At 26.0% G+C, this 24,562-nt stretch carries 24 protein-coding genes and 1 pseudogene; 11 read left to right on the top strand and 14 right to left on the bottom strand.

Annotated elements, in window-relative coordinates:
* Positions 1 to 257: 257 nt before the first annotated feature.
* From QZ146_RS01540 to QZ146_RS01525, 4 genes are all read left to right on the top strand, one after another.
* Positions 258 to 965 carry a hypothetical protein gene (locus QZ146_RS01540; protein WP_295721781.1) on the top strand — a complete coding sequence of 236 codons (708 nt, stop codon included), beginning with the start codon at positions 258 to 260 and terminating at the stop codon, positions 963 to 965.
* Between the two features lie 51 nt (positions 966 to 1,016).
* A complete protein-coding gene (locus tag QZ146_RS01535; protein ID WP_295721779.1) occupies positions 1,017 to 1,577 on the top strand; it encodes a PsbP-related protein in 561 nt (186 codons plus the stop codon).
* Positions 1,578 to 1,715: 138 nt separating this feature from the next.
* Positions 1,716 to 2,231: a flavoprotein gene (locus QZ146_RS01530; RefSeq protein ID WP_295721776.1), complete on the top strand. Its 516-nt coding sequence runs from the start codon at positions 1,716 to 1,718 to the stop codon at positions 2,229 to 2,231.
* A 55-nt stretch (positions 2,232 to 2,286) separates the two neighbouring features.
* Positions 2,287 to 2,946, top strand: a complete 660-nt coding sequence (locus tag QZ146_RS01525) for a phosphopantothenoylcysteine decarboxylase (protein ID WP_295721773.1) — start codon at positions 2,287 to 2,289, stop codon at positions 2,944 to 2,946.
* A 723-nt stretch (positions 2,947 to 3,669) separates the two neighbouring features.
* Here QZ146_RS01525 and QZ146_RS01520 read toward each other — a convergent pair.
* Both QZ146_RS01520 and QZ146_RS01515 read right to left on the bottom strand, forming a co-directional pair.
* Positions 3,670 to 4,320 carry a fibrillarin-like rRNA/tRNA 2'-O-methyltransferase gene (locus QZ146_RS01520; protein WP_295721771.1) on the bottom strand — a complete coding sequence of 217 codons (651 nt, stop codon included), beginning with the start codon at positions 4,318 to 4,320 and terminating at the stop codon, positions 3,670 to 3,672.
* An 83-nt stretch (positions 4,321 to 4,403) separates the two neighbouring features.
* Entirely contained in the window at positions 4,404 to 5,618 is a 1,215-nt protein-coding gene (locus QZ146_RS01515) for an NOP5/NOP56 family protein (RefSeq protein WP_295721770.1), read from the bottom strand.
* Positions 5,619 to 5,773: 155 nt separating this feature from the next.
* On the opposite strand from QZ146_RS01515, the gene QZ146_RS01510 reads away from it, so the two are divergent.
* Genes QZ146_RS01510 through QZ146_RS01495 form a run of 4 tightly spaced genes read left to right on the top strand, consistent with a single transcriptional unit; the run spans position 5,774 to position 10,426 of the window.
* On the top strand, positions 5,774 to 6,685 hold the full coding sequence (locus tag QZ146_RS01510; RefSeq protein ID WP_295721768.1) for a dihydroorotate dehydrogenase: 912 nt from the start codon (positions 5,774 to 5,776) through the stop codon (positions 6,683 to 6,685).
* A gap of 10 nt (positions 6,686 to 6,695) precedes the next feature.
* Complete coding sequence (locus QZ146_RS01505; RefSeq protein WP_295721785.1) at positions 6,696 to 7,490, top strand: dihydroorotate dehydrogenase electron transfer subunit; 795 nt, start codon at positions 6,696 to 6,698, stop codon at positions 7,488 to 7,490.
* A gap of 23 nt (positions 7,491 to 7,513) precedes the next feature.
* Complete coding sequence (locus tag QZ146_RS01500; protein WP_295721766.1) at positions 7,514 to 8,551, top strand: AI-2E family transporter; 1,038 nt, start codon at positions 7,514 to 7,516, stop codon at positions 8,549 to 8,551.
* Between the two features lie 39 nt (positions 8,552 to 8,590).
* Positions 8,591 to 10,426, top strand: coding sequence for a DNA-directed DNA polymerase (locus QZ146_RS01495; protein ID WP_295721783.1), 1,836 nt, complete (start codon positions 8,591 to 8,593; stop codon positions 10,424 to 10,426).
* On the opposite strand, the gene QZ146_RS01490 is transcribed toward QZ146_RS01495, so the two are convergent.
* Together QZ146_RS01490 and QZ146_RS01485 are read right to left on the bottom strand one after the other, a co-directional pair.
* Positions 10,423 to 10,596 (bottom strand): hypothetical protein, encoded by a 174-nt coding sequence (locus QZ146_RS01490; protein ID WP_295721764.1) that lies wholly within the window; start codon positions 10,594 to 10,596, stop codon positions 10,423 to 10,425. The genes QZ146_RS01495 and QZ146_RS01490 overlap by 4 nt on opposite strands.
* 54 nt (positions 10,597 to 10,650) lie before the next feature.
* The gene (locus QZ146_RS01485; protein ID WP_295721763.1) at positions 10,651 to 10,869 is read right to left on the bottom strand and encodes a hypothetical protein; all 219 of its coding nucleotides are present in this window, start codon (positions 10,867 to 10,869) and stop codon (positions 10,651 to 10,653) included.
* Positions 10,870 to 10,889: 20 nt separating this feature from the next.
* Between QZ146_RS01485 and QZ146_RS01480 the strand changes: the two are divergent.
* Positions 10,890 to 11,237, top strand: a pseudogene (locus QZ146_RS01480) (hydroxylamine reductase); the annotation flags it as partial.
* An 839-nt stretch (positions 11,238 to 12,076) separates the two neighbouring features.
* On the opposite strand, the gene comC reads toward QZ146_RS01480, so the two are convergent.
* The 4 genes from comC to psmB all read right to left on the bottom strand — a co-directional run bounded on the left by comC (position 12,077) and on the right by psmB (position 17,497).
* Positions 12,077 to 13,102, bottom strand: a complete 1,026-nt coding sequence (comC, locus tag QZ146_RS01475; protein WP_295721761.1) for an L-sulfolactate dehydrogenase — start codon at positions 13,100 to 13,102, stop codon at positions 12,077 to 12,079.
* Between the two features lie 128 nt (positions 13,103 to 13,230).
* Entirely contained in the window at positions 13,231 to 14,253 is a 1,023-nt protein-coding gene (purM, locus tag QZ146_RS01470; RefSeq protein WP_295721759.1) for a phosphoribosylformylglycinamidine cyclo-ligase, read from the bottom strand.
* Between the two features lie 330 nt (positions 14,254 to 14,583).
* Positions 14,584 to 16,491, bottom strand: a complete 1,908-nt coding sequence (locus QZ146_RS01465; protein ID WP_295721757.1) for a beta-CASP ribonuclease aCPSF1 — start codon at positions 16,489 to 16,491, stop codon at positions 14,584 to 14,586.
* A 382-nt stretch (positions 16,492 to 16,873) separates the two neighbouring features.
* Positions 16,874 to 17,497: an archaeal proteasome endopeptidase complex subunit beta gene (gene psmB, locus QZ146_RS01460; RefSeq protein WP_295721755.1), complete on the bottom strand. Its 624-nt coding sequence runs from the start codon at positions 17,495 to 17,497 to the stop codon at positions 16,874 to 16,876.
* Positions 17,498 to 18,090: 593 nt separating this feature from the next.
* Here psmB and QZ146_RS01455 point away from each other — a divergent pair.
* The gene (locus QZ146_RS01455) at positions 18,091 to 18,846 is read left to right on the top strand and encodes a class I SAM-dependent methyltransferase family protein (protein WP_295721753.1); all 756 of its coding nucleotides are present in this window, start codon (positions 18,091 to 18,093) and stop codon (positions 18,844 to 18,846) included.
* Positions 18,847 to 18,887: 41 nt separating this feature from the next.
* Here QZ146_RS01455 and cofG read toward each other — a convergent pair whose 3' ends face one another.
* The 4 genes from cofG to QZ146_RS01435 all read right to left on the bottom strand — a co-directional run bounded on the left by cofG (position 18,888) and on the right by QZ146_RS01435 (position 22,409).
* The gene (cofG, locus tag QZ146_RS01450; RefSeq protein ID WP_295721751.1) at positions 18,888 to 20,027 is read right to left on the bottom strand and encodes a 7,8-didemethyl-8-hydroxy-5-deazariboflavin synthase subunit CofG; all 1,140 of its coding nucleotides are present in this window, start codon (positions 20,025 to 20,027) and stop codon (positions 18,888 to 18,890) included.
* A gap of 206 nt (positions 20,028 to 20,233) precedes the next feature.
* Positions 20,234 to 20,674, bottom strand: coding sequence for a DUF2120 family protein (locus QZ146_RS01445; RefSeq protein ID WP_295721749.1), 441 nt, complete (start codon positions 20,672 to 20,674; stop codon positions 20,234 to 20,236).
* A gap of 24 nt (positions 20,675 to 20,698) precedes the next feature.
* Complete coding sequence (gene mptA / locus QZ146_RS01440; protein WP_295721747.1) at positions 20,699 to 21,646, bottom strand: GTP cyclohydrolase MptA; 948 nt, start codon at positions 21,644 to 21,646, stop codon at positions 20,699 to 20,701.
* Between the two features lie 286 nt (positions 21,647 to 21,932).
* Positions 21,933 to 22,409, bottom strand: a complete 477-nt coding sequence (locus QZ146_RS01435; RefSeq protein WP_295721745.1) for an Lrp/AsnC family transcriptional regulator — start codon at positions 22,407 to 22,409, stop codon at positions 21,933 to 21,935.
* Between the two features lie 1,284 nt (positions 22,410 to 23,693).
* Here QZ146_RS01435 and QZ146_RS01430 point away from each other — a divergent pair.
* Entirely contained in the window at positions 23,694 to 23,834 is a 141-nt protein-coding gene (locus QZ146_RS01430; RefSeq protein ID WP_295721743.1) for a hypothetical protein, read from the top strand.
* A gap of 13 nt (positions 23,835 to 23,847) precedes the next feature.
* Here the strand turns inward: QZ146_RS01430 and QZ146_RS01425 are convergent, their stop codons facing one another.
* Both QZ146_RS01425 and QZ146_RS01420 read right to left on the bottom strand, forming a co-directional pair.
* On the bottom strand, positions 23,848 to 24,036 hold the full coding sequence (locus QZ146_RS01425) for a hypothetical protein (RefSeq protein WP_295721741.1): 189 nt from the start codon (positions 24,034 to 24,036) through the stop codon (positions 23,848 to 23,850).
* A gap of 140 nt (positions 24,037 to 24,176) precedes the next feature.
* Positions 24,177 to 24,562 (bottom strand): hypothetical protein (locus tag QZ146_RS01420; RefSeq protein WP_295721738.1); only part of this gene is annotated, 386 nt, incomplete at its 5' end.

The following is a 24,562-nucleotide window of genomic DNA, read 5'->3' as shown; positions in this document are numbered from 1 at the left end:
TCAATAACATTATTTGCAAATAAAAATATAAAAAACTTGCTAAAATAAAATATAACAATGTTAATATATAATTAATTTTTGCTTAAGTTTCTAGCAGTGATAATTTTTTCAAAATAATTTTATATCTTAAAAGATAAATATTAGATAAATTAAATTATACACTAATATAATTTATTTTTATTTATGTGATATTTTTTAAAAATTTATTTTAGGTTGATGGTATTATTAATCCAGATAAAGAAAAACTTATTAGGGTCATGAAAGAACTTAAAGCAGATCATCAGGCGGGTAGAATTTCTGATGATAAGTATAAGCAACTTTCAAGACAATATATGCTTAAGTTAAAAAATATTGATGCTTCTAGTCGAATTCGTACTATGCAAGGCAGACCAAATACTTCTAATCAACCACATAACTATAGGCCTGATAGAAGAGCTGCTGAGTTAAGTAAAAGAGAAGATGAAAAACTTGTACAGAAATATGTTGTTAATCCTAGAAAACCTGCAAGTAAAAAACCTAAAAGAAAAAGATCTAATGAAGGTAAATATGCTATTATTGCAGGTATTTTCTTGATTTTAGCATTTACTACAGGTATTGGTTTTGGAATGCTTAATTTTGATTTCCAATCAGCAAATACAAACTCTTCAATTATTGTAGTTGATTCTGCGTTTCCTTTAGAAATTAACAATTATTCTAATTTAAATTCATCTGCTACTACTGTATCAAATGATAGATATACAAATGATGTTGTAGATAGTTCTAAAACAACTAGGGATACTTCATCAAGTACTCACTCATCTTCAGAATCTCATTCCAATACTCCAGTTGATAAGGGAGGTAGTTCTGATTCTGGCGGTGGTTCTGATTCAGGTGGTGGTTCTGATTCTGGCGGTGGTTCTGATTCAGGTGGTGGTTCTGATTCAGGTGGTGGTTCTGATTCTGGTGATGGGGGAAATGAAAAATAATTAATGATTTTTTTCATTTATTAATTATAGTTTTTTAGTTACGGTGAGTTTATGAAGAAATCTGTTTTAATTATTGGTGTAGTTATAGTAGTTTTATTAATTTTTGTAGCTATCGGTTTATCTAATCATGAAAAAAGTAAAACAAATACTAATGAAACTGAAGTGCAAACAGTATCTCAAAATGGGGTTTTTATTAAATTTCCATATGATTGGACTGTTGCAAGGTCTATGAGTAATGATAGTGTCATTGCAATTACAGATTTAAATTCTGTTAATGAAAGCTCAAGCATGGGTAATGTAAATGTTAATATTGAGCGAAGACAACTTGATGGAGAATCAATGGAAGATTTTTTCAATGATACATATTCTAATATACTTTCAAATACAACCAATGAAGTAATATCTTTAGGTAATTCCACAGCATTCCCTGGAGAAAATGCACTTGAAGCAGATTATTTAACTGATACTGATTCAGAACCTAAACAACATAAAGCAATTTGGGTTGAAAAAAATGGTCAATTATACGTGATTTTATGTACTGCTCCTGTAAATGATTTTTCTAATCAAGAAAAATACTTTAATTTTATTCTATCGCATATTAGACTTAATTAATTATTGAAATTATATATTATTTTAATTATTTTTTAAAAATTATTTTTTTATTTTTATTTATTTTTTCAATATTCATTATATATTTTTTTTAATTTAATAGTATTAAATTTTAGTTAATTAATAAATAGAGGGTTATTAATGATAATATTATGTGTTACTGGTAGTATTGCAGCTACCAAATGTGTACAACTAGCGAGAGATTTAAGGAGAAATGGTGTGGAAGTTAAATGTTTTATGAGTGATTCTGCTTGTGATATAATTCATCCAAATTCTATGGAATTTGCAACAGGTCAGAATGTTGTAACTAAATTAACAGGTAAAATTGAACATGTTAAATATTCTCAGGAAGATTTAATTTTAGTTGCACCTGCTACAGCGAATGTTATTAGTAAATTTGCATATAAAATATCTGATAATCCAATTAATGCATTACTTCTTGCAGCATATGGTCATAATACGCCTATACTCATGGTTCCATCAATGCATGATGCGATGTATTTTGCAATAAATGAAAATCTTGAAAAATGTAAAAAAGAAGGTATTCACTTTATAGAACCTAAAATGGATGAAGGTAAAGCTAAATTTTCAGATATTGAAAATATAGTTTTAGAATCATTAAGATTAATTAATTTAAATAAGAATGAAGTTGAATAATTCTTAAGTTTTCATTTTTAAGTTTAAAATATTAATAAATCTAAGAAGAGTTAAAATGTCAAATTCACTTGTTGGTCGAAAAGTTTTAATAAATTTAGGTGGAACATATGAACCTATTGATCCGATAAGAGGTATATCTAATAAATCCTCAGGTAAAATGGGTTTAGAACTTGCAAAAGAAGCTTATATTCGAGGGGCTGATTTAACATTAGTTGTTGCAAATGTTGATGTTAAGATTCCTTCAATTTTTAATCAAATTCATCTTGAAACATCATCTCAAATGAATGAATGTATAAAAAAATTAATTCCAGAATATGATGTTTTTATAGCAACAGCTGCAATAAGTGATTTTGAACCAATCGATATGATGCCTAGTAAAATCTCTTCATCTTTAAATTTAATGTTAGAATTTAAACCTGTTGAGAAAATTATAAGGCAAATCAAGGATTTAAATAAAGATGTTTTTCTTGTAGGATTTAAGGCCCAATATAATATAAGTGAAAATGAACTAATAGAATGTGCAACAAAACAAATTGAAATGGCCGGTACAAATCTTGTTGTTGCAAATGACCTCTCACATAATGGATGTGGTTTTGGTTCTAACACCAATGAAATAATTCTCATTAAAGATAATGGTCAATCTAAGAAAGTTCCATTATCATCAAAAAATGTTTTAGCATCAATAATCCTTGATGAAATTGAAAAAGAATTATAATTTGTTTTACTCAATTCTATATTTTTCATATAAAAATTTTATTAATTTTTATTATTTTTTATTAAAAATTTATTACTTACTATTATTTTTTTCACTAGAAATATATGATTTTTTATTTCTGGTTTTTTAATAAATAACTATAATTCATGAAGATTTTTTGATGAGATTATCAAAAATTAGTAATACTTTTTTAAGAATATTTTTAATCTAAAATTTTTTAAATTAAAATAAATTTTAATAAAAATATATAGTAAAATGAGTTTAAAAAGAGTATTTCTGAAAATAAGTTCAATCCTCTAGATAATTAGTGATGTGGAGTTATTATGGAGTGAATTGTATCTAGAGGCGGTCTTTTGAACTATTCTCTATATTGCATTAGCAAGTTATATTATAATTTTAATACTATAAAAAGGTATCAATAGTAATACTTTTTTGGATTTTTTCCGTGAATTTTATATTTGGTCTATAGGTTTATTTTTCTATATAAAATTATATCTATTTTTTAATAAATTTTTTAATATAGTAATAAAATATATTTTTTTTATCACTAAATTATTACCTTAGTATTATTTATATTAAATAATAATTTTATTATAATACTTGTATAGTATTAATTTATTTTATAAAAATTAATGTGTGTAAACATTTTACTTTTAATATTTTTTTAAATCTATATTTTTTTATAATATTGTTAGTAATAAAATTTTAATATTCTATTTAATTTTAAAAAGATCTTTCAACTAAAAAACAAATATGATCTTTTTCATATGGTTCTAATTTAATCTTTTCAATTATTTTGTAGCCATTGGCTTTTAATATTTTTTCTTGTTCTTTAAAAACTGTTTTAGGTTTAATATTTACATTAATACTTCTTGATTTTATCATGAATACTCCTTGACCATCAGATTTTAGGAAAATATTCATATTGTCAATAAATAATTTTGTTTGACTAGCTTGAGCTACATCACAGTAAACAAGATCTACTTTTTCAATAATATTCAAATATTCTTTAGGTTTTGTAGCATCATTTAAAAGTGCTACAATATTATTTCTTGTTTGAGATAGGCGGGATAGTTTTCTCATACTTACTGGTGAAAATTCAACAGCATATATAATTCCATTTTCTACTATATCTGATATGTGGGATACGGTTGTACCAGTTGATGCACCAAGATATAATACTTTTGAGTCTTTTTTTAAGTTTATTTCACTTAAACCATTAAGTAGTGCTGATGCTAATTTAGATCTGTTAGGATTCCAGAGTCTATATTCCATTTCAGTTTTTTCATCTGTTATGAGTCTTTCTCCATATACTCTTTTAGATGGAATACTATTTATTGTAGCTATTTCATCGTCAAATTTATAAACATCCATTTTATCCCTTTAAATTTTTTTATTTTTTATTTTATAGTTTAAATTTGCAATAATTTTAATTTTAATCAATATAAGAATTAATATTATTTTTTTCTACGTCTTTGCTTTTTGGTTTTTTTGTGGTATGTGTTTTTTCTAGATTTCTTTTTATTTTTAGTTTTAAGTTTAGATTTTCCTTTTTTATTTTTAGTTTTGCCAAATGGATTTTCTTTATTAATTTTTTCAATTTCTTTTTCGAGGTCTTCTTTTAAATTTGTATTAATTTCATTGGTATAAACATCTTTTCTAACTGCAAAGCTTATTTTAAGTGCAAGTTTTCTTGCAATTTTTCCTCTAACCCAATAGTTACTTCCTCTAACATAAGGGCTTTGATAAATGAGTCCATGTTTTGGAGGATTTTCCCCTGTTTTTAAATGTCTAAATAATGCCTTTTCTGCACCTATAATTTGGACTGTACTTGCAGATAAAGTGGAAAGTCTTTTAAGACTTCCAACGTGTGCTATCAGTTTTGCACCTAAATTTGCACCTATAAGATTTTTAAGGTTCGGTGCAAGTTCTTCCATTTTATTGTCAATATAGTTTTCTATATTTGTTCTTGATACTTGTAATGCTTTAAGGGATTTTGCAAAATCATTTAAAATAAATATGTCTTCATCTTTTAAATCTGCACCATTACTTATTATAATATCTTTAAATATATCGGGATTATTTTTAATCGCTTCTTCACGGGTAGGATAATCGGCAATTAATTTTATATAAGATTCATTATTGTGAATGGTTTCTATTTCCGGAAAATAAATAGTTTCCCATTCTCGAATTCGCTCAATTAATTGTGAAATACTTTCATCAATTTCGTCTATGGAATTTATTCCTTGGATTAATAGTTTATCTTCTTCCTGAGAAGATTCTTTCATCTTTAAAATAGATAATTCATTATTTATTTTAACTATTTTATCCCTATAATCTTTGTAATCTTTAATATAGTTAATTTCTTTTAAAATACTTTCTATATTTTCTCTAAAAAATTCTCCACCTTTATTTGGATTTTGAACTATTATTTTATCGTATTTTTTTAAATCCTTATAATCGGAAAGTCTTTTGTTTGTTTCAATTATGATTTCATCACAATCAGGAGTATTTTCAATAATTTTTATTTCTTCATCTGTTAAAATATTATTGTTAATATTGTGTATTTTCGATACAACATCTTCATCATTAAAAAGAACATAATCATTTAATTTAAAATCAGAGTCAAATGATAAAAAACCAGCAATACAATTTATTATATAAATTTCCATAATTATATTTTAAAGATACATCGTAATAAATTTTCACATAATTTTCCATTTTCACTGCATAATTATAAATCTTATATTATCTATAAATTATTATTGAGTAATATTTTTATAAATAATAAGATTATTAATATTATTAATTTGTTAAGGAGTTTATTATGTTAGAATGTGAAATTTGTAATGTAAAACTTAAAAATCCATTAATGTTGGCTGCAGGTATTATGGGTAGTAATGCAAGTAGTTTAAATTGGATTTTACGTTCTGGTGCTGGGGCAGTAATCAGTAAATCTTTTTCAAAAGAAGCAAATCCCGGTTATCATAATCCAACTACTGTTGAGGTTACAGGTGGAATATTAAATGCAATAGGATTATCTTCTCCGGGAGTAGATGTTTTTAAAGATGAGCTTAAGCAGGTGGAACCATCAACTAATCAAGCATCTATTGCATCTATATATGGGGCTACACCAGAAGAATTTTCATATGTTGCAGGGGAAGTTGAAGATTTAGTTAATATGATTGAGTTAAATGTTTCATGTCCTCATGCAATGGAAGGATATGGTGCTTCAATAGGTGAAGACCCTGTTTTAACAGCTAAAGTTGTTAGTGCCGTAAGTGAAAGTGTAGATATTCCAGTTATTGTAAAATTAACTCCTAATGTTACTGATATAAGTGTAATTGCAAAATCTGCAGAAGAAGCAGGTGCGGATTGCCTAAGTTTGATTAATTCTCTTGGGCCTGGAATGAAGATAGATATTGTAACAGGTAAACCTATTTTAAAAAACAAATTTGGGGGGATGAGTGGTCCTGCAATTAAGCCAATTGCAGTTAAATGTGTTTATGATGTTTATGAGGCAGTTAATATTCCTGTAATTGGTGTGGGAGGAATATTAAATTATGAAGATGTTGTTGAATTTTTATATGCTGGTGCTTCTGCAGTTCAAATTGGAACATCTATAATGAATGAAGGTGTAGAAGTATTTTCTAATATCTCTAAAGATTTGAAAGTTTTTATGGAGGAGCATAATTTTAATTCTATCGGTGAAATGATAGGATGTGGACATAAAAATTAGGGTTGATTATATGAATGTTCCAAGGGTTTTAAAAATTAAAAGAATAGTTGAAGAAACTCCTACAATTAAAAGTTTTTATTTTGATTGGAATATGGAGGAAAATTTTCCATCTCCGGGTCAATTTTTAATGATATGGAATTTTAATGATGAAAAACCAATGTCAATATCTTCATTTGATTTAGATAATAATGAAATTAGTATTACAGTTAAAAATATTGGCCCATTTACTGATGAAGTTCACAGTTTAAATTCAGGGGATTATTTGGGCTTAAGAGGGCCTTATGGTCATGGATTTAATGTACCTAAAGGTAAAAAAATACTGGCTATTGGGGGAGGAGTGGGAATGGCTCCTATTGCAGCATTTACTGATTGTGCAATCGAAGATAATAATGTTGATGTTGTCTGTGCAGCAGTTACGAAAAATGAATTATTATTTGAGGACAGATTAATAAAATCTGGTGCAAATGTATATAATGTTACAGATGATGGGTCTTCTGGTTATAAAGGATTTGCAACAAATAGGACAATTGATCTAATTGAGTCTAATACCTATGATTTTGCAGTAGTATGTGGGCCTGAGATTATGATGAAACCTATTTATGATATTCTGGAAGAAAATAATATTTCATCTGAATATTCTCTTGAAAGGTATATGAAATGTGCTATTGGTATTTGTGGTCAGTGTTGTGTAGATAAAACTGGTTGGAGAATATGTAAAGAAGGGCCTGTATTTAATGATGAGGATTTAAAGTTAATAAGCGAATTTGCAAATTATAGAAGGGCTCCTACTGGGGAGAAAATTTAAAAATTATTTTGATGTGTGATATATTGAGTATTAATATTCGAGATAAACTATCAATACCTATTTTGATAATAATATTTTTAGTAATTTTATCAATATTTGTTTTAACTCCAATTTTAAATATGGTGATATTGGGGATTATTTTATCTTTAGGAGTTCGTCCGATTGCAGGAAGGATTAATAATAAAATAAATAGTTTGACATTTTCAAATATCGTGGGGATGTTTTTAATAACAATTCCTATATTTTTAATTATTTTCTATTTGCTATTTCAAATAGTCGAAATAATTTCACCATTATTTGCCTCTTCAGGAGGTATTTCATTTTTTGATGCTAATAGTTTAAACAATATGTTTATAACATATCTGCCTCCTCAATATGAAGGTTTAGGTCATATTATATCAAATAATCTTTTTGAATCATCAAATGCCATTTTAAAAGGAGTATTGGATTACGCTGTCACGTTTTTAAAAAATGTTCCTGATATTGCAATATCCATTTTAATACTTGTCTTTTCAACATTTTACTTTGCACGTGATGGAAGTCAATGTTGGGATTATATATTTACATTTATTCCAGAGGGTAATCAAGAGTTTTTTGACCATATGTTTAACCAGATTAAAGAAGTTTTAAAAAGTATATTTTATGGTCATTTTTTAACAAGTGTAATTATTGGTATTATTGCTTTTATTGGTTATGGAATTTTAGGTTATCCTTATTCTGTATTTTTAGGAATATTAACTGGTTTATTCCAGTTAATACCAGTCCTTGGACCTTGGCCTATATATTGTATTTTAGCTATAATGGATTTATGTAATGGTAATTATACAAGAGTTGTATTAGTATTTATTGTTGGTGCAGTTTTATCTTTAAGTGATATGTATATTCGTCCAGCTATTGCAGGTAAATATGCAGAATTACATCCTTTAATTTTGCTTTTAGGATTTGTAGCAGGTCCTTTAGTTTTTAGGTATAGTAGGTTTTATTTTAGGTCCTTTAATTTTAGGAGTTGCATTTGCAGTTATAAAGACATACAAGGAAGAAAAAGAATCAAAATTAATTGATTAATTATTAAAATTATATTCGGCACTGTTGATATTATGATTAAAAAAAATATTGTAATATTGGATATTGATTATATTACAGAGGATGAAAAACCTGTCATACGTTTGCTTGGAAGGGAAATAAATAAAGATAATCCTAAAAAAATTATTGCACTAGATTATAATTTTAGTCCTTATTTTTATATTGAAGCAAATGATATTTCTCAGTGTTTGAAGGATTTGGAAAAATATGAAACAGATGAAGTGAAAGTAGTAGATAAAAAGGATTTTCAAATTCCTAAAAAATTCATTAAAATCACATTTGCTCATCCTCAGGAAGTACCTAAATACAGAGATGAAATTAAGGATTTAGATTCCGTAATTAATATAAGGGAACATGATATTCCATTTTATAGACGTTATTTAATGGATAATGATGTTGTTCCAATGACAGTTGTAGAAATCCAAGGGGAATTAATCTCTCATCATGAATCTGTTAAGAGTGATGATGATAATCTTCAAATTATTAAACTTAGCAAATCTCCTCGAAGATTAGATGAACATTATTTCAATGATTTTAATATATTGAGTTTTGATTTGGAAGTTTATAATCCAAGAGGGCTACCAAATTCTGATATTGATGAGATTATTATGATTGGAATCAACTGTAATTTTGGTATAAAAAAGGTCTTATCTACAAAAAATAAAGTTGGTCAAACAGATAATTCATTTATCGAAACCTTAAAATCTGAAAAAGAAATGATTAAAAGATTTGATGAGATTATTAAAAATAATCAGGTAGATATAATCGTCGGATATAACTCAGATAACTTCGATTTTCCATATCTTAAAAACCGTGCTGAAATCCATGGAATTGAATTAAATTGGGGTATGGATGGAACGGGAATAAAATTTATAAAAAGAGGATTTACAGATGCAGCATCATTTAAAGGACTTATTCATGTAGATTTATATTTGGTTATGAGAAGATATATGACACTGGATAGATACACTTTGGAAAGAGTATATTTAGAGTTATTTGGTGAAGAAAAAATAGATGTTCCAGGGGAATTTATTTATGAGTACTGGGATAGTGATGATGAAGATTTAGATCGATTATTTGATTATTCTTTAGATGATGTAGTATCAACTTTAATGATTGCAGAGCAAACATTACCATTAAACTTAGAGCTTACTCGTATTGTTGGTCAACCTTTCTTTGATATTACACGTATGACTACAGGTCAACAGGCAGAATGGTATTTAGTAAAAGAAGCATATAAAATTGATGAAGTTACCCCAAATAAACCAGAAGCAGGTGATACTTCTAGAGTTCATGATCAAAATGAAGGGGGATTTGTAAAAGAACCTGTTCCAGGTTTACATGAAAATCTTATACAATTCGATTTTAGAAGCTTGTATCCAAGTATTATTATATCAAAAAATATATGTCCCGATGTTTTAGTAAGAGATAATAATCCTTTAGATAATACAGATTCTACACTTAATGATGATGAGAGGTATTTTATCTCACCTGAACATAATTATAAATTTTTAAAAAATCCTAAAGGATTTATTCCATCTGTAATTGGAAATATTTTAAATCAAAGACTTAAAATTAAAAAACAAATGAAAGAATCTAGCAATCCTACAGAAAAGAAAATTTTGGATATTCAACAATCAGCAATAAAAAGATTAATCAATACTATGTATGGTGTTTATGGATATGGGAGGTTTAGATGGTATTCTTTTGAATGTGCTCAAGCAATCACTGCTTGGGGTAGAGAATATATTCTATATACTATTGAGAATGCTAAAAAATATGGTTTCCATACAATATACGCAGATACTGATGGTTTTTATGCAGAATATCGTAGTGAGAATCAACAGGATTAATTTTTTTTATTTTTCCCATTAAAGGCTTTATCAAATCGTTCATCATAGTTTTTACTTATATCTTCATATTGATTCCACATAGCTATTGAAGTATTTTTAAGAGGTATTCTTTTATCTTTACTAAATTTACTATAAATATGGAGCATTTCTTTTCCATCTCTTATCATCATTTTAACTACTGGTATATCTGCATTTTTTATTTTTATATTAGGATGATTTAAATCTTATTTTATGTTAATTTCTTTATCATTTATTATGCAATAAGAGGATGCTAGAATATTTATTTTAACATTATTTTTTGATGCTTTTATTAATGCATATTTTAAAGGTTTTAATTCATTTTCAAATAAAAATCCTATTCTCATTTTTAATTCATTTTTGCATTTTTTAATGATTTCAATTTCTTTATTTATAATTTTATTTTCTTCTCGAATAAGCCACATTGGGGCAGGAACTTTAGATATATAAATTCAATGATTTAGATTTAGGTGATATTGAAGGAGTACCTAGATTAATTGATATGGGTCAATTTAATGATGCAATTGCGGCTGTATATGTAGCTTTAGCATTATGTGATTTATTTGAATGTGAATTAAATGACTTGCCTCTTACTATTGTATTAAGTTGGATGGAACAAAAAGCAGCTGCTGTTCTTTGGGCTTTATTCTACCTTGGTAAAAAAGACATGTTAATTGGACCAATATTGCCTGCATGGGCTAATGATGATATTGTTAAAGTTTTAGTGGATACTTATAATTTAACACCTATTAATGACAATCCAAAAGAAGATATTGCACGTATAATGGGTTAATAATAAGATTAGTAGTTTAGACTCTATATTTTACTAATAAATCAATATTATCTCATTTCAATCTCTTTTTTTAATTTTTATTATTTTTAACTTAATATCCATTTAGTTCTTTCTAGTTTTTATTATATTTTTTAATAGTAGGTATAATTTTTCATTCATTTAAATGACATTTTTCATTAATTAAATCAAATATTTTTGAATTTCATATATTTTCATAGTATCTATTTTTAATATTTTTATGAGGATTTTTATTTTTAATAAAATTTATAAATAAAATATATATCTTCACTGGAATATACTGGGAATATTCTTATTAGTTTATAAATGTTATAAAAATAATGTTTTTTATTATATGCTAATATTATTTAAATTATCTTATAGTTTTTATATGTTAATATTTATTTATTTTAAGCTATTATTTTTATTTTTAATAATTTTTAGCTTATTTAATATGGCTATGTCTAATAAAATAAGATTCAATAAAATATTTTTTTTAAAATTAAAATATTTATAATAATTATTTTTAATATCTTATTTTAATAATAATAATAATAATAATAATAATAATAATAATAATAATAATAATAATAATAATAATAATAATTTTGAAAAAAATATAATAATTAGGATAATAATAATTTTGAAAAATATAATAAGAATAATGTTAATTTTGAAAAAATTATGGGGATAATGGTAAGTAGGGAATCTAATAGTTTGTAAAATTAAGTTTAATAATAAAAAATTGGATAATGGTGGAAAAAAGTCTCGAGATTATGAATAAATTAAATAATTTGAAATTATTTAATTAATTCACTTAAATTTTAATTTAAATTAATTGATTATTGGTCTATGTATTTGTCTATATCAATATCAAGACCATCACAAATTTCTTTTAATTGATCGTATAATATTTCATCAATAGGCATTCCATTTTCTTTATGGTCTGCAATTCTTTTATCTTCAATATCTCCAGGGACGAATCCTCCCTCTTCTCTAATCTCATCAATATACTTGTCGATTCCTGCTTCGAATGTATCATAACCTACAAACTTATCAGGATCAATTGCAACGAATAAATCTCCTTTTGTACAGTTTTCTTTATAGTTAGCAGTACCTTTAACATCACTTCCACATGCAGCTCCTACAAGTGGTCCACACATAAGTTCAATTATAAATGCAAGTGCATAACCTTTAAATGAGCCAAATGCTAAAATTGAACCTTCAAGAGCTTCTGAGGGATCTGTTGTAGGATTACCTTCTTTGTCTAATGCGGTGTTAGGAGGTAATTTTTCTCCTTTTCTTTGACATTCTATAATTTTACCTCTTGCAGTTGTTGAGGTTGCCATATCTGTTGCAATAAATGTTTTATGATTAGGAATACTTATTGCAATAGGGTTTGTTCCAATAATAGGTTTTTTAGCATTTAAAGGTGCAATTGCAGGTTCAGTATTTGCAAATGTAAGACCAATACAATTTTCTTTTCTAGCTAAATCTGAGTAAAAACCAGTAACTCCGAAGTGGTTAGAGTTATGAACACCTACCATTCCAATTCCTGTTTTTTTAGCTTTTTCAATTGCAATTTCCATAGCTTTATATGCAACTACTTGTCCGAATAAACTGTGACCATTTATAACTGCTATTGATTCAGTTTCTCTTACAATTTCAATTTCACCAGTAATTTTAATGTTATTAGCATCAATTGTTTTAATATATTGGGGAAATCTTCCAATTCCATGTGAAGTGAATCCTTTTAAATCTGCATCAAGAACTACTTCTGTAACAAGTGCAGCATCATCTTCATTTACTCCTAAATTTTTTAATATTTCATTTACAAGGATCTTTTCATTATCTTCTGTAATTATCATTTATTCTCCATCCAATATTTTTTTTGTGAAAATTTAACATAAATTTATAATTTAATTTTTTTTTAATTTTTTTTTATTTAAAATGCTCAAAGAAGTTTTTTTTTAAAATGGGATTTTAATTATAAAAATTAATATTCTATTTCAGTATTTTCAAAAGTTTTTATTATGATTTTTTCCTGGTCGATTACACACCCAATTTCAAATGCTTCTTCAGTTTTATTTAATTCTTCTAATATTTTTTCTTTATCTTCTTTTGATACAATTACAACAAAACCAATTCCCATATTAAAGACTCTATACATTTCTTCTATAGGAACTCCTTGGCTATATATAAATTTAAATATGTCTTGTGGTTCAGGTAAATTTTCTATTTTAAATCCAACATCATCTTTAAGACGATTAAGATTAGTAAATCCTCCACCAGTAATATGAGCCAATCCTTTAATATTGTAATTTGATTTAAGTAAATTCACAATAGGTTTTACATATAATTTTGTTGGTTTAAGTAATTCTTCACCTACATTTAATTTAGGATTATTAGGTAGTGAGTCATGTACTGTAAGGTTTGCTTTTTCAAATATTGTTTTTCTAGCTAAACTGTATCCATTACTGTGTATACCATTACTTTTTATACCAATTAATATGTCTCCCGGACTTATATTATCGCCGGTGATAATTTTATCTTTATCTACATATCCAATACCTGTTCCAGCTAAATCAAAATCTTTAATGATTCCAGGTAATGATGCAGTTTCTCCTCCAATAATTGCAATATTAGATTGATTTGCTCCTTCTGCAAGACCTTTTGCAATTTCTTCAGCTCTATCAGGGTCTGGAGTTTCTACTGCTAAATAATCTACAAGTGCTATTGGTTCTGCACCTACACAAAGTATATCATTTACAACCATAGCAATACAGTCAATTCCTACAGTATCATATTTTTCCATCATTTCAGCGATTAAAATTTTACTTCCAACTCCATCAGTACTCATTGCTATTGCTTTATCGCCTAAGGGTACTAAAGCTGCAAAATGACCGCTTTCAGTTAAAACTTCTCTATTTTTTAATGTTGATTTAAGTGTTGAAGCTAATTTGGATACAGTAACTGCTTCAAGATCAATATCTACTCCAGATTCTGAATATGTAACCATGAATTCACCTATTTAAATTTTTTTAATAATATTATTAATTATGTCTTTTCTATTATTAAAAATTTTTTTTATTTTTTTAATAAATAAGTAAATTAAATAATAGAAATTGAATATGGTCTTTGAGAAAATAAGTTTTCTTTTGATTTTTTTAATAATAAGTTTTAAATATAAAATCTTAATTCTAGAAATTGATATTAAAAGCTGATTAGATTATAAACTTATTTCAATGATAAATATATTTTTAAAGGTTTTTATTTAAAAGAAGTGATTGATTAAAATTAATTATTAATCTATCTAATTAATTTTAATCTGCTTAAAGGTTAAATAGATTTATTGAATTCTAGTACATTCAAGATTTAATGGTGTTTTTGTTTCCATTTTATAACTTCTATGAATACTACTAGCTAAATCTACTGTTTTATAGGGGTCACCGTGACAGACTATAATCTTATCAGGTCTTGGGCTTAACCTTTTAACATAGTCCATTAATTGACGTCTGTTAGAATGACCACTAAATCCATGGATGGTATTAATTTCCATTTTAACATTAAATACTCTAGTTTTATTATTGTGTTCAAGAGGAATTTCTTTGTATCCTTTTTGAATTCTTTTTCCAAGAGAACCTTCAGACTGGTAACCTACAAAGATTAATGTGTTCCTCTCATCTTCACATAGACATTTAAAGTATTCAACAGAGTTTCCACCAGTTAACATTCCTGAAGTTGAGAGAATAATACATGGTTCTCCTTCAACAATATCCTTTCTTTGATTTGTGTTAGTAACTTTAATAAATGAATCAGATACAAATGGGTTTCTACCCATATGGAATATTTGATCTCTTAAATCTTTACTTAAGTATTCTGGTCTTGCAGTGTGAATTGCAGTTGCTTCCCAAATCATTCCGTCAATATAAATTGGTACTTCCTCAATCATACCATGATGCATATATTCTTCAAGTACAATCATTAGCTCTTGTGCTCTTCCAACAGCAAATACAGGAACTAAAACTTTTCCTCCACGTTTTAAGGTTTTGTAAATGGTTTTCATCATTTCTTTCTCAGCACTATTTCTTGATGGATGTACATCGTCACGACCACCATAAGTACTTTCCATTACAACTGTTTCAGCACGTGGGAATCTTGTAGTTGCAGGTTCAAGAAGTCTACTTCTTTCATATTTGAAATCCCCGGTATATACAAGGTTATGTGAACCGTCACCAATATGCATATGGCACATTGCAGAACCTAAAATATGGCCTGCATTATGTAAGGTTAATCTAATGTCAGAGGAGATATCTGTTACTTCACCATAATCTAGGCAAATGGTGTGTTTAATACATTTTTGTACATGTTTTGTATTAAAAGGTAAGGGGTTATCTTCTCTTTGTGCAATATCAATATGATCCAATTGGAGTAATGTCATTAAATCTCTTGTTGCTGTTGTACAATAAACTGGTCCTTCATAACCATAATGGTAAAGATAGGGTACAAATCCACAATGATCAAGGTGTGAGTGAGAAATAACAACTGCATCTAAATCTTGAATATTAAATTCAGGAACATTTAAAAAAGGAAATGCATTTTTATCTTCATTTGCTGCGACGTTTACTCCACAATCAAGTAAAACCTTACTATTAGGGGTTTGAAGCAAACTACAACTTCTTCCCACTTCTTTAAATCCTCCCATAGAAGTTAATCTTGCCCAATCATTTTCATATTTACTTCCAGTGTGGATTTTTTGCCCAAGATTTTGTAGGAATTTTTTTCTTTCTTTACTGCTGTTTTTTACAGTATTTCGAATTCTTCCAATAATTTCAGATTTTATTGGAGGGGTCCTTAATATTTTTGGTGCCCATCCAGTTTGTTTAACAATCTCTCTTGAAGTCACACCATATTTACCAATAACAAGTCCTGGTTTTAATGCTTCAATAATAACCTCACAGGTTACATCATCAAATGATATGTCTGATATTTGTGCATCTTCAGGGACGATTTCATGAACTTTTTCTATTGTCGTTTCAGGTTCAAGTAAAACAGTTTTATCTGAACGGATAATAATTCTTTTTCTCAAATCTTTTGCTAAATTACGTATTAGGTCTCCATTTTCAGTTATTATTTCTGGGTTTTTAGTATAAATTACAACCTCCGGACCTTCAAATTCAACTTTAGCAACTTTAACCCTTTCAGGTAATCTGCTTATAATAGTTTTCTTTGTTTCTTCTAGAACTTCTGAAGCCATCTAATCACTTCTTTTTTTAAAAAATAAATATGTAATTTTCAATTAAGTAATCATATTAAAGCTTAGTCTTTTTTTAAATTTGAACTATTTTTTATTTTTTTAATATTTTTAAAATAAATTAATTTAACTTAAGTTAACTATGGTAAATTATTAATAATTAATTTAAATTGCTAAATATAAAAATTAATTTAAATATAAAATAAATTAGAATTTAATTAAATCTTTAAAATTTTGTTTTGATATCTTAAATCTTTTTTTTAATTTTAATTTATTTTAAGATATCTAATATTTATAAATTATATAAAAAAATTGAGTCAAACAATTAAAAATATACAAATGTTTATTTTATTAAGTTTAAAGATTAAAAGAAAAAATAAGAAAATTAGTCAATTTCTTTTAATTTTTCATCAACTGTTTCTTTATCTAATAATGTGTATCCTTCATTTGATGTAACTGTAGCTACTAAGAATCCATTTCCAGAGAACACATCACGTTCTGTTGCAGAGGAAAGTGCTCTTAAAGCTAATAGAATACCTTCTTCTACAGTAATATCTTCATGGAAGCGGTCTTCTAAAACTCCATATGCAAATATGGAACCAGATCCGGTAGATACACATTTATCTTTAATAACTCCTCCTGCAGCATCAAGAGAATATATAGCTGAACCTTCTTCATCTACTCCTCCAAGTAATATTTGCACTGCTCTAGGTCCTGAACGTAAAACATTTCCAGTTAATGTAGCAGCAGATTCAACACTAATTGAATTTCCATTTCTTAAATGGTATAAAGATACTTCTGCCCTCATTATTTTCATTAAGTTTTGTGCATCACCAACACTACCTGCAATAGTAGCTGCTAAATGATCATCAATTTTGAATATTTTTTTTGCTACTTTGTGTGCTACTAAACTTCCCATTGTAGCTCTTCTTTCAGTAGCAAAAACAATGCCGTCTTTACAAGTGATACCTACAGTGGTGGTACCTTTTACAATTTTTTCATCGTCCATGTAAACACCTCGTTTTTTCTAAAACATGCAATGAATTGTATGAAATAAATTTTATTAAAACTATAAATTCATCAGTCTTTTAAAATCATTATATATTAATAATTTTAAATATTTTATTTTTAAAATTTTTTTTAAAAACTTTTATTAAATAATTATTAATTTAAATAATACTTATCCTATTTTTAATTTTTTTTTAAAATAAACTTAAAAATAAACATATTTTAAAAAACATTTATAATTTTTACAAGTAGTGCAAAATTTAATTTTTAAAATATATAAAAATACTATTTAAATTATTATAATTAAAATAAAATCAGATTATAAGTAAAACTTAACTTTATTACACTATGTTTTTAACATATATAATAGTTTCGTTTTTAATTTTTAGTATTTTTATAAATTAATAATTAATAAGTAAGTAATTAATATTATCATATAAATGAATATTAATAGTATTACTTTTTAATAAATTTTATTTTATTATCAAAAAGCAGATATTATAAATTATTGGAATATAGGTTTATATTTAAATATATTTTTAATATGTATTAGAATTTCAATATTTTTAAGTCATGAGTTTCTTTGGGGATAAAATGAAGTGGAAAATTATCGGCAAAATATTAATTTTAGATGAAAAGTATAATAATTTATCAAAGGATAATTTAGAAAAACTAAAAGATAAATTTCATGTAGAATCTATTATTAAGATTGGAAATATTCATGGTCAATTAAGGGAGCCAACAGTTGATGTTTTACTTGGAGATACTACTGAAACAATCCATAAAGAAAATGGTTGCTTATTTAAGTTAGATATTTCAAAAGTCATGTGGTCAAAAGGAAATACTAATGAAAGAATGAGAATAGCAAAATTAGTTGGTGATGGTGAAGTTGTCCTTGATATGTTTGCAGGTATAGGATATTTCTCTATTCCCATCGGGGTACATGCAAATCCTAAAAATATTTATTCTATTGAACTTAATCCTAACTCCTATAATTTTTTAAAGACCAATATAGAATTAAATCATATTAACCAAAAGGCAGGATATGAAAAAATGGTTCCTATATTAGGGGATTGCAGGGTAGAAGTCTCTAAATATAAGGCAGATAGAATTCTTATGGGTTATGTTAGAACAACTCATGAATTTTTACCTTCAGCAATAAATTCCTTAAATCCTGGAGGTATATTACATTATCATGAAACAGTTCCCGATAAATTAATAGACACTAGGCCAATAGAGAGAATTAAAGAAGTAGCAGTAAATAGAGATGTTGAACTGCTTAATCTTGTAAAGGTGAAAAAATACTCTCCAGGAGTAAGTCATATTGTAGTGGATGCAAGAGTTGAGTGATTATTTTAGATAAAATTTGTAAATTGTCACTATTTGTAATCTTAGGATTTATTAATCTCATTTTGAAGTTTAAGGGATTTATCATATGTAAGTGGGCTTAAATAATCATTGTTTATGTATTTTTCATAGACTGCAAGTCTTTCTTTTAGAAGATTTCCACAGTCTAGTGTTAATTCATTTAAATAATCAAGTGTTGGCCAAGGGGATGTTGAGTTAACATAATCATTAGTTAAGGGAGATACTCCTCCCCAATCATCACATCCACATAATAAAAATATTTGTGCAGTGTCATAATTTAGATTAGGTGGTACTTGAATAGACACATTATCAAATAATAATTTTGCAAGTGAAACGGTTTTTACCATATCCATTAAGCTTGGTGAGGGATAATTTTCCATTTCTATTCCAGAAGTAGGTGTGAAGTTTTGTATGATTATCTCTTGTATGTGACCATATTTTTCATGTATTTTTTTAATTGTAAGTAAGGAATCAACAATTTCTTCTTTTTTTTCACCAATTCCAATTAGAATACCTGTAGTATAGGGTATTTTTAATTTTCCTGCATTTGTTATCGTTTTTATTCTTCGTTTTGGTAATTTTCCAGGACTTTTCTTATGTGCAATTGTTTCCATTAATCTTTTAGAAGATGTCTCTAACATTAAGCCCATTGATACATTTACTTCTTTTAATTTTTTCATATCATTATAGGACATATTTCCACAGTTGGTATGTGGTAAGAGATTAGTATTTATAAGTGTGGATTTACAAAAGTCATATGTATAATCAACCATTTTTCCATAACCCATATCTTCTAATATTTCTTTTACTACTTTTTCTTCATCGGCATCTTCACCAAAAGTAAATAATGCCTCCTTACATCCATATTTCTCACTTTCTTTTAAGGTATTTAAAATTTCATCTAATTTTTTAAGGATGATTGCTCCTTTATCATCTGGGCTTTTTTTAAAGTTACAGTACCCACAGTCGTTTTTACATATTTCTGTTATGGGTATAAAAACATTTTTAGAATAAGTAGTATTGTTGTTTTCTTTTTTTTCATTTGCAAGATTCATCAAATCTATTATTTTACTAGATTTTACCTTTAATAAATTGGATAGATCTTCTTTTGATAATTCTTCAATTGAAACTTTCTTTGATTTTAAATTATTTAGAATTTCCATAAAAATCAGTTAAATTATGTTTTTAATTTATTGGGTAATCATCCTTAAATAGTGTTTTTAGTAAAAGTGTATAAAATATTAGTCATTAGTTTATTGATTTAATAAGTATAAAGTATTAAGGTGATGGTTTTTTATTTAAATTTAATATTTTATTTATTTGTTTTTTTTTAAATTAATATAATAAGTTAATAAATAAAAAAAATGTTTTATTCATAACCAGAAACGGTTACTTCAATAAAACATGGGCCTGCATTATTTGTATCTTTCCATGTGACAATGAATGCTCCTGCACCAGGCATTTTAAACATCCTATATTTAACAGTAATTCCTCGAGCTTCAAAATCTTTAACAAGTCTTAAAACCCCATTAGGGTCTGTTATTGCATTAACACTTACAGAAGACCTTACCTGTTCATCCATTCTATTGATTAGTTTTCCAGCTTCATCGGAAACTACATCTATTTCTTCGCCTTCAAAACTTTTAATAATATCATCGAAAATTTCATCTGCTTCTTTTTCAATATTGATTGTATCAGGTATAAATCCTCTAACAATTAATATTTTACCATTGTCCATTGCGGGTCTAGATCCTTTAAAAGCATTAAATTTTCCAAGTATGTTTCCTGCAATTCTATGTAAATTTGACATATTATTCCTTTTTATTTAATTATTTTAATTTAAAATATCTTTCATTTCTTCTTTTAATTCAGCCATTGTTGAAACCTTCTCAGCAAATGCATCATGTCTGTGAATACTCTCTTTATTTAATTGACAAATAGTTATTATAGTATCATCTGGTAAATATGAAAATTCATCAACAATTTTCTCTACCATATTTCTAACACAGTCTTCAACAAATACTGGTTTTTGGTGGGCATTCATAACTGTTGCATTTTCATCTGGGCGTTTTAATAGTCCACTAACAGGGGAGCTCATTGAAGATTCTATTATTTCAATAATAGTGTCTGCATTAATTTTTTGATTTTTAGGAACTTCAATTAATATTGTTCCAACTCCTCTTTGATTGTGTGAAGCAAAAGTTACAGTATCAATTACTTTTTGTGTGGTTTCTTCATCCAAAAATTCAAGTAATTTATTTTTATCTACTTCTTTAACAGTTTCCTGTGCACATGGACATACAGTCATTCCAACTACTTCAGCTCCAATACTTTTACGTATTGTGATTTTATCTTTGTCTCTAATTCCAACTGCTTTAGCTATTAATTTTCCCATTTCCTGTGAATTTTTTTCTGTAACTGGTGATTTTCTATTGAACATGTAATCGCTTTCCATTTCCACTTCAATTTTTCTTGCGTATTCATGTTTAAGCATCATTTTTTCAACAATTTCAGCACAAATTGATTCTACTTCAACAGCATCACTAGTTGTAACTTCTTCTATTACTTCACTAATAGCTTCAGGAGTTCTTGACATATGGATGCCTTTTTGGTCACTTGGTAAATCTACATATGCATCAAATGTAGGTATCAGTACAATTGGTCTTAATTTTTCTCCTCTATTTAAGGTTAATAACTTCTTAACACCTTTTACTCCTACTCTAGATAATTCTACAGGAAGGGCAGGTGCTTTATCTTGGGTATCTGGGAAACAATCTACCATAGTACACCTTCTAAAATATGTATTTTATTAAAAAATTTATGTATTTTATTAAAATATATTATATAAATAAAGTTTTATTTAAATTATATTTAAGTTTAACTATATAAAAAAAGTATATTTTTTATTTTAATAAAATATAATGATATTTTTGGCTAAAAATCATTATTTATTAATATTTTTAATTTATTTTTAAAAAAGTTATTTAAAGATTGATTAGATAGATAATAATATAATTTTTTTATATTATCATTATCTAATTAAATTTATATTTTTAAGTATCATATGTTTAAAGAATATTAGCAGAACCCATATCTTCTTTGACAACATTTAATACTGTTTGAGTGTAAGTTCTCTCAACACCTGGTTCTTTTAACATTTCTTTTACAAACATGTCCAATTCATCGGTGTTTCTAAATTTAGCAACTAAAATAGCATCATATTCGCCGGTTATATCATATATGCCAACAACATTTTTGTTAAAAGATATTTTATTTTCGAAGTTTTCAAGTTTTCCTCCTCTAACTCTAACTCCAATAATACTTGTAAGTACAAATCCTAATTTTCTATGATTAATAACTGGGGAGAATTTTTCAATTACTCCATTTTTAACCATTTTTTCAATACGATTATGTACAGTTCCAACAGAAATATTTAAATCCCTTGATATTTGTCTGTAAGATACTCTTACATCTTCATTAATTATTTTCAAAATATTTTTGTCAGTATCATCTAATTTAATAATCTCTGTATCTTTTTTATTCATATAAAACCCTCGTTCAATAATCTAATTGCTTTTTTTATTATATAATTAATTTTGTGGATGTTCTTTTATATATTTTTCTATTTACTTTTTATATAAATGTATATTGTTTTAAAAAACAGATTAAATTTTTTTCATTGTTTTTATTTATATTTAGAATTTTTGATAATTTTTTTAATAAATTTTATTACTTTGTCTTTTTTTTAATTAAAAAAATATTTTTATTTTTTTTAAGTAATCATTGCTTTTTTTTAACTCATTTATGATTTTTTTTACTATTTTTTTCTTTAAATTAAACATTATTTTCTATACATAAATTTAAAACTTTTAAATTATTTCTACTTAATATAGCTTATTATTTAATTTAATTTCAAAAATTAAGATTAAGAACTTTAAAAGAATTTTTAAAACATTTTTTTCTAAAATAAGATTTATTTTTTGTTTAATTTTTTCAAAAAATTATTAAATATTGTTGTTTATTTTTTATTTTTTTTAAATAATTATCTTAATTTTAGGCTCTTTCAAAAACTTGGGTGATAAATTTTATTTCCATTTTTTTTACCTTAGAAAATTTTGGTTTAACAAGTTCAAACATACGCATAGTGCTTTTATTTTTATATAAAATAAATAATATATGAGTACAACTTATATATTAAGTTATCAGGTTTTAAATTAACAATAGAGAATAATTTGACAAAAAATTTTCGTTATGTGTAAATAATCAAAATTCATATCACACAAGTTTTTGAAAAGTGGCTAATTTTATTCTAATTTTAAGATTTTTAATAAAAAATTATAAATTATTTTAAAAATCAATAATATTTTATTTAATTAAATTATTTTTACATAATTTAAGTTAATGAATTATTAGTGATCTCACGACCATTAAAAAATATTATGAATAATTTCCATTAAATTAGAAAGGAAGTTAATAGAATAAACTTTTGAAGTAAATATTATAGAATAAGTTGCAATGAATATTTTTTTTAATAGACTAAATAAGATTTATAATTTTTAAAAAAGAAAAAAAGTATAAGAGTTATTGTATAACTCTTATTAAATTTTTTTTATGGTTTGACATTTATTTTTACTTTTTTACTTACTTGGTTGTAGTAATGGTTTCCTGTAGCTGTTATAACTGCATTGTATGTGCCTTTTTTGTTTAGGTTTCTTATTTTAAATGTTGCTTGACCTTTACTGTTTGTTTTACTTGTATAAGTTTTACCTTTAACTTTTAATGTTACTTTTTTGTTTTTAATTACTTTATTTTGATTTTTTAAAGTTATTGTGTATTTTTTAGTTAAGGTCTTAGCTTTAAATCTTGCATTCTTTGCAGTTATTTTTGGTGTAGCTTTTTTGACTGTAACTTTTACTAATGCTGAGGAAGCTTTAAATTGCTTTGATCCTTCATATTTAATCCTTGGATGATATGTTTTTGGACCTAATGTAGAAACCTTAATTTTAACTTGACCATTAGCATTAGTAGTATATTTTTTGCTAATTCCAAGTATTTCACTGTTAATACTTCTCCAGTTATAGGTTTACCCTCTTCATCTTTTAATGTAATTGTTAAATATTTATCTAAATTATAATTGGTAGTTACAGGATTTGCAATAATTGTACTTGCCATTTTTTTAACTTTAAATGTAGTTTCGTTTGTTGCTGCTGTATAGTAATCGTTTTCTGCAACTTCTATAGTTACATTATATGTACCATTTGTAGGTGGTGTGAATTTACCATCAGCAATTACATCACCGTTTACTTTTATTGTTACTGTTCCTTACTATTGGTGGTATAATTAATTATTATTTCTTTTCCAGCCTTTGTATCACTAATAGGGTCAATAACAACAGTTGTATTGGTTCTTTCTGCTGTAAAAGTAGTTTCGTTGTATCCTGCAGTATAGTAATCATTTTCAGCTACTTCAATAGTTATATTGTAAATACCCTCCTTAGTTGGAGTAAATTTAGTACCATTTAATTGAGTACCATTTACTTTAATTGTTACTGTTCCATTACTATTAATGGTATAATTAATAAGAACTTCTTCACCTACTAAAACATCTGCTATAGGGTTTATTACAACGGTTGTGTTGGTTCTTTCTGCTGTAAAAGTAGTTTCGTTGTATCCTGCAGTATAGTAATCATTTTCTGCTA

The sequence above is a fragment of the uncultured Methanobrevibacter sp. genome, from assembly GCF_905235195.1.
GTDB lineage: Archaea > Methanobacteriota > Methanobacteria > Methanobacteriales > Methanobacteriaceae > Methanarmilla.
This window is presented reverse-complemented; position numbering and strand designations above follow the sequence as displayed.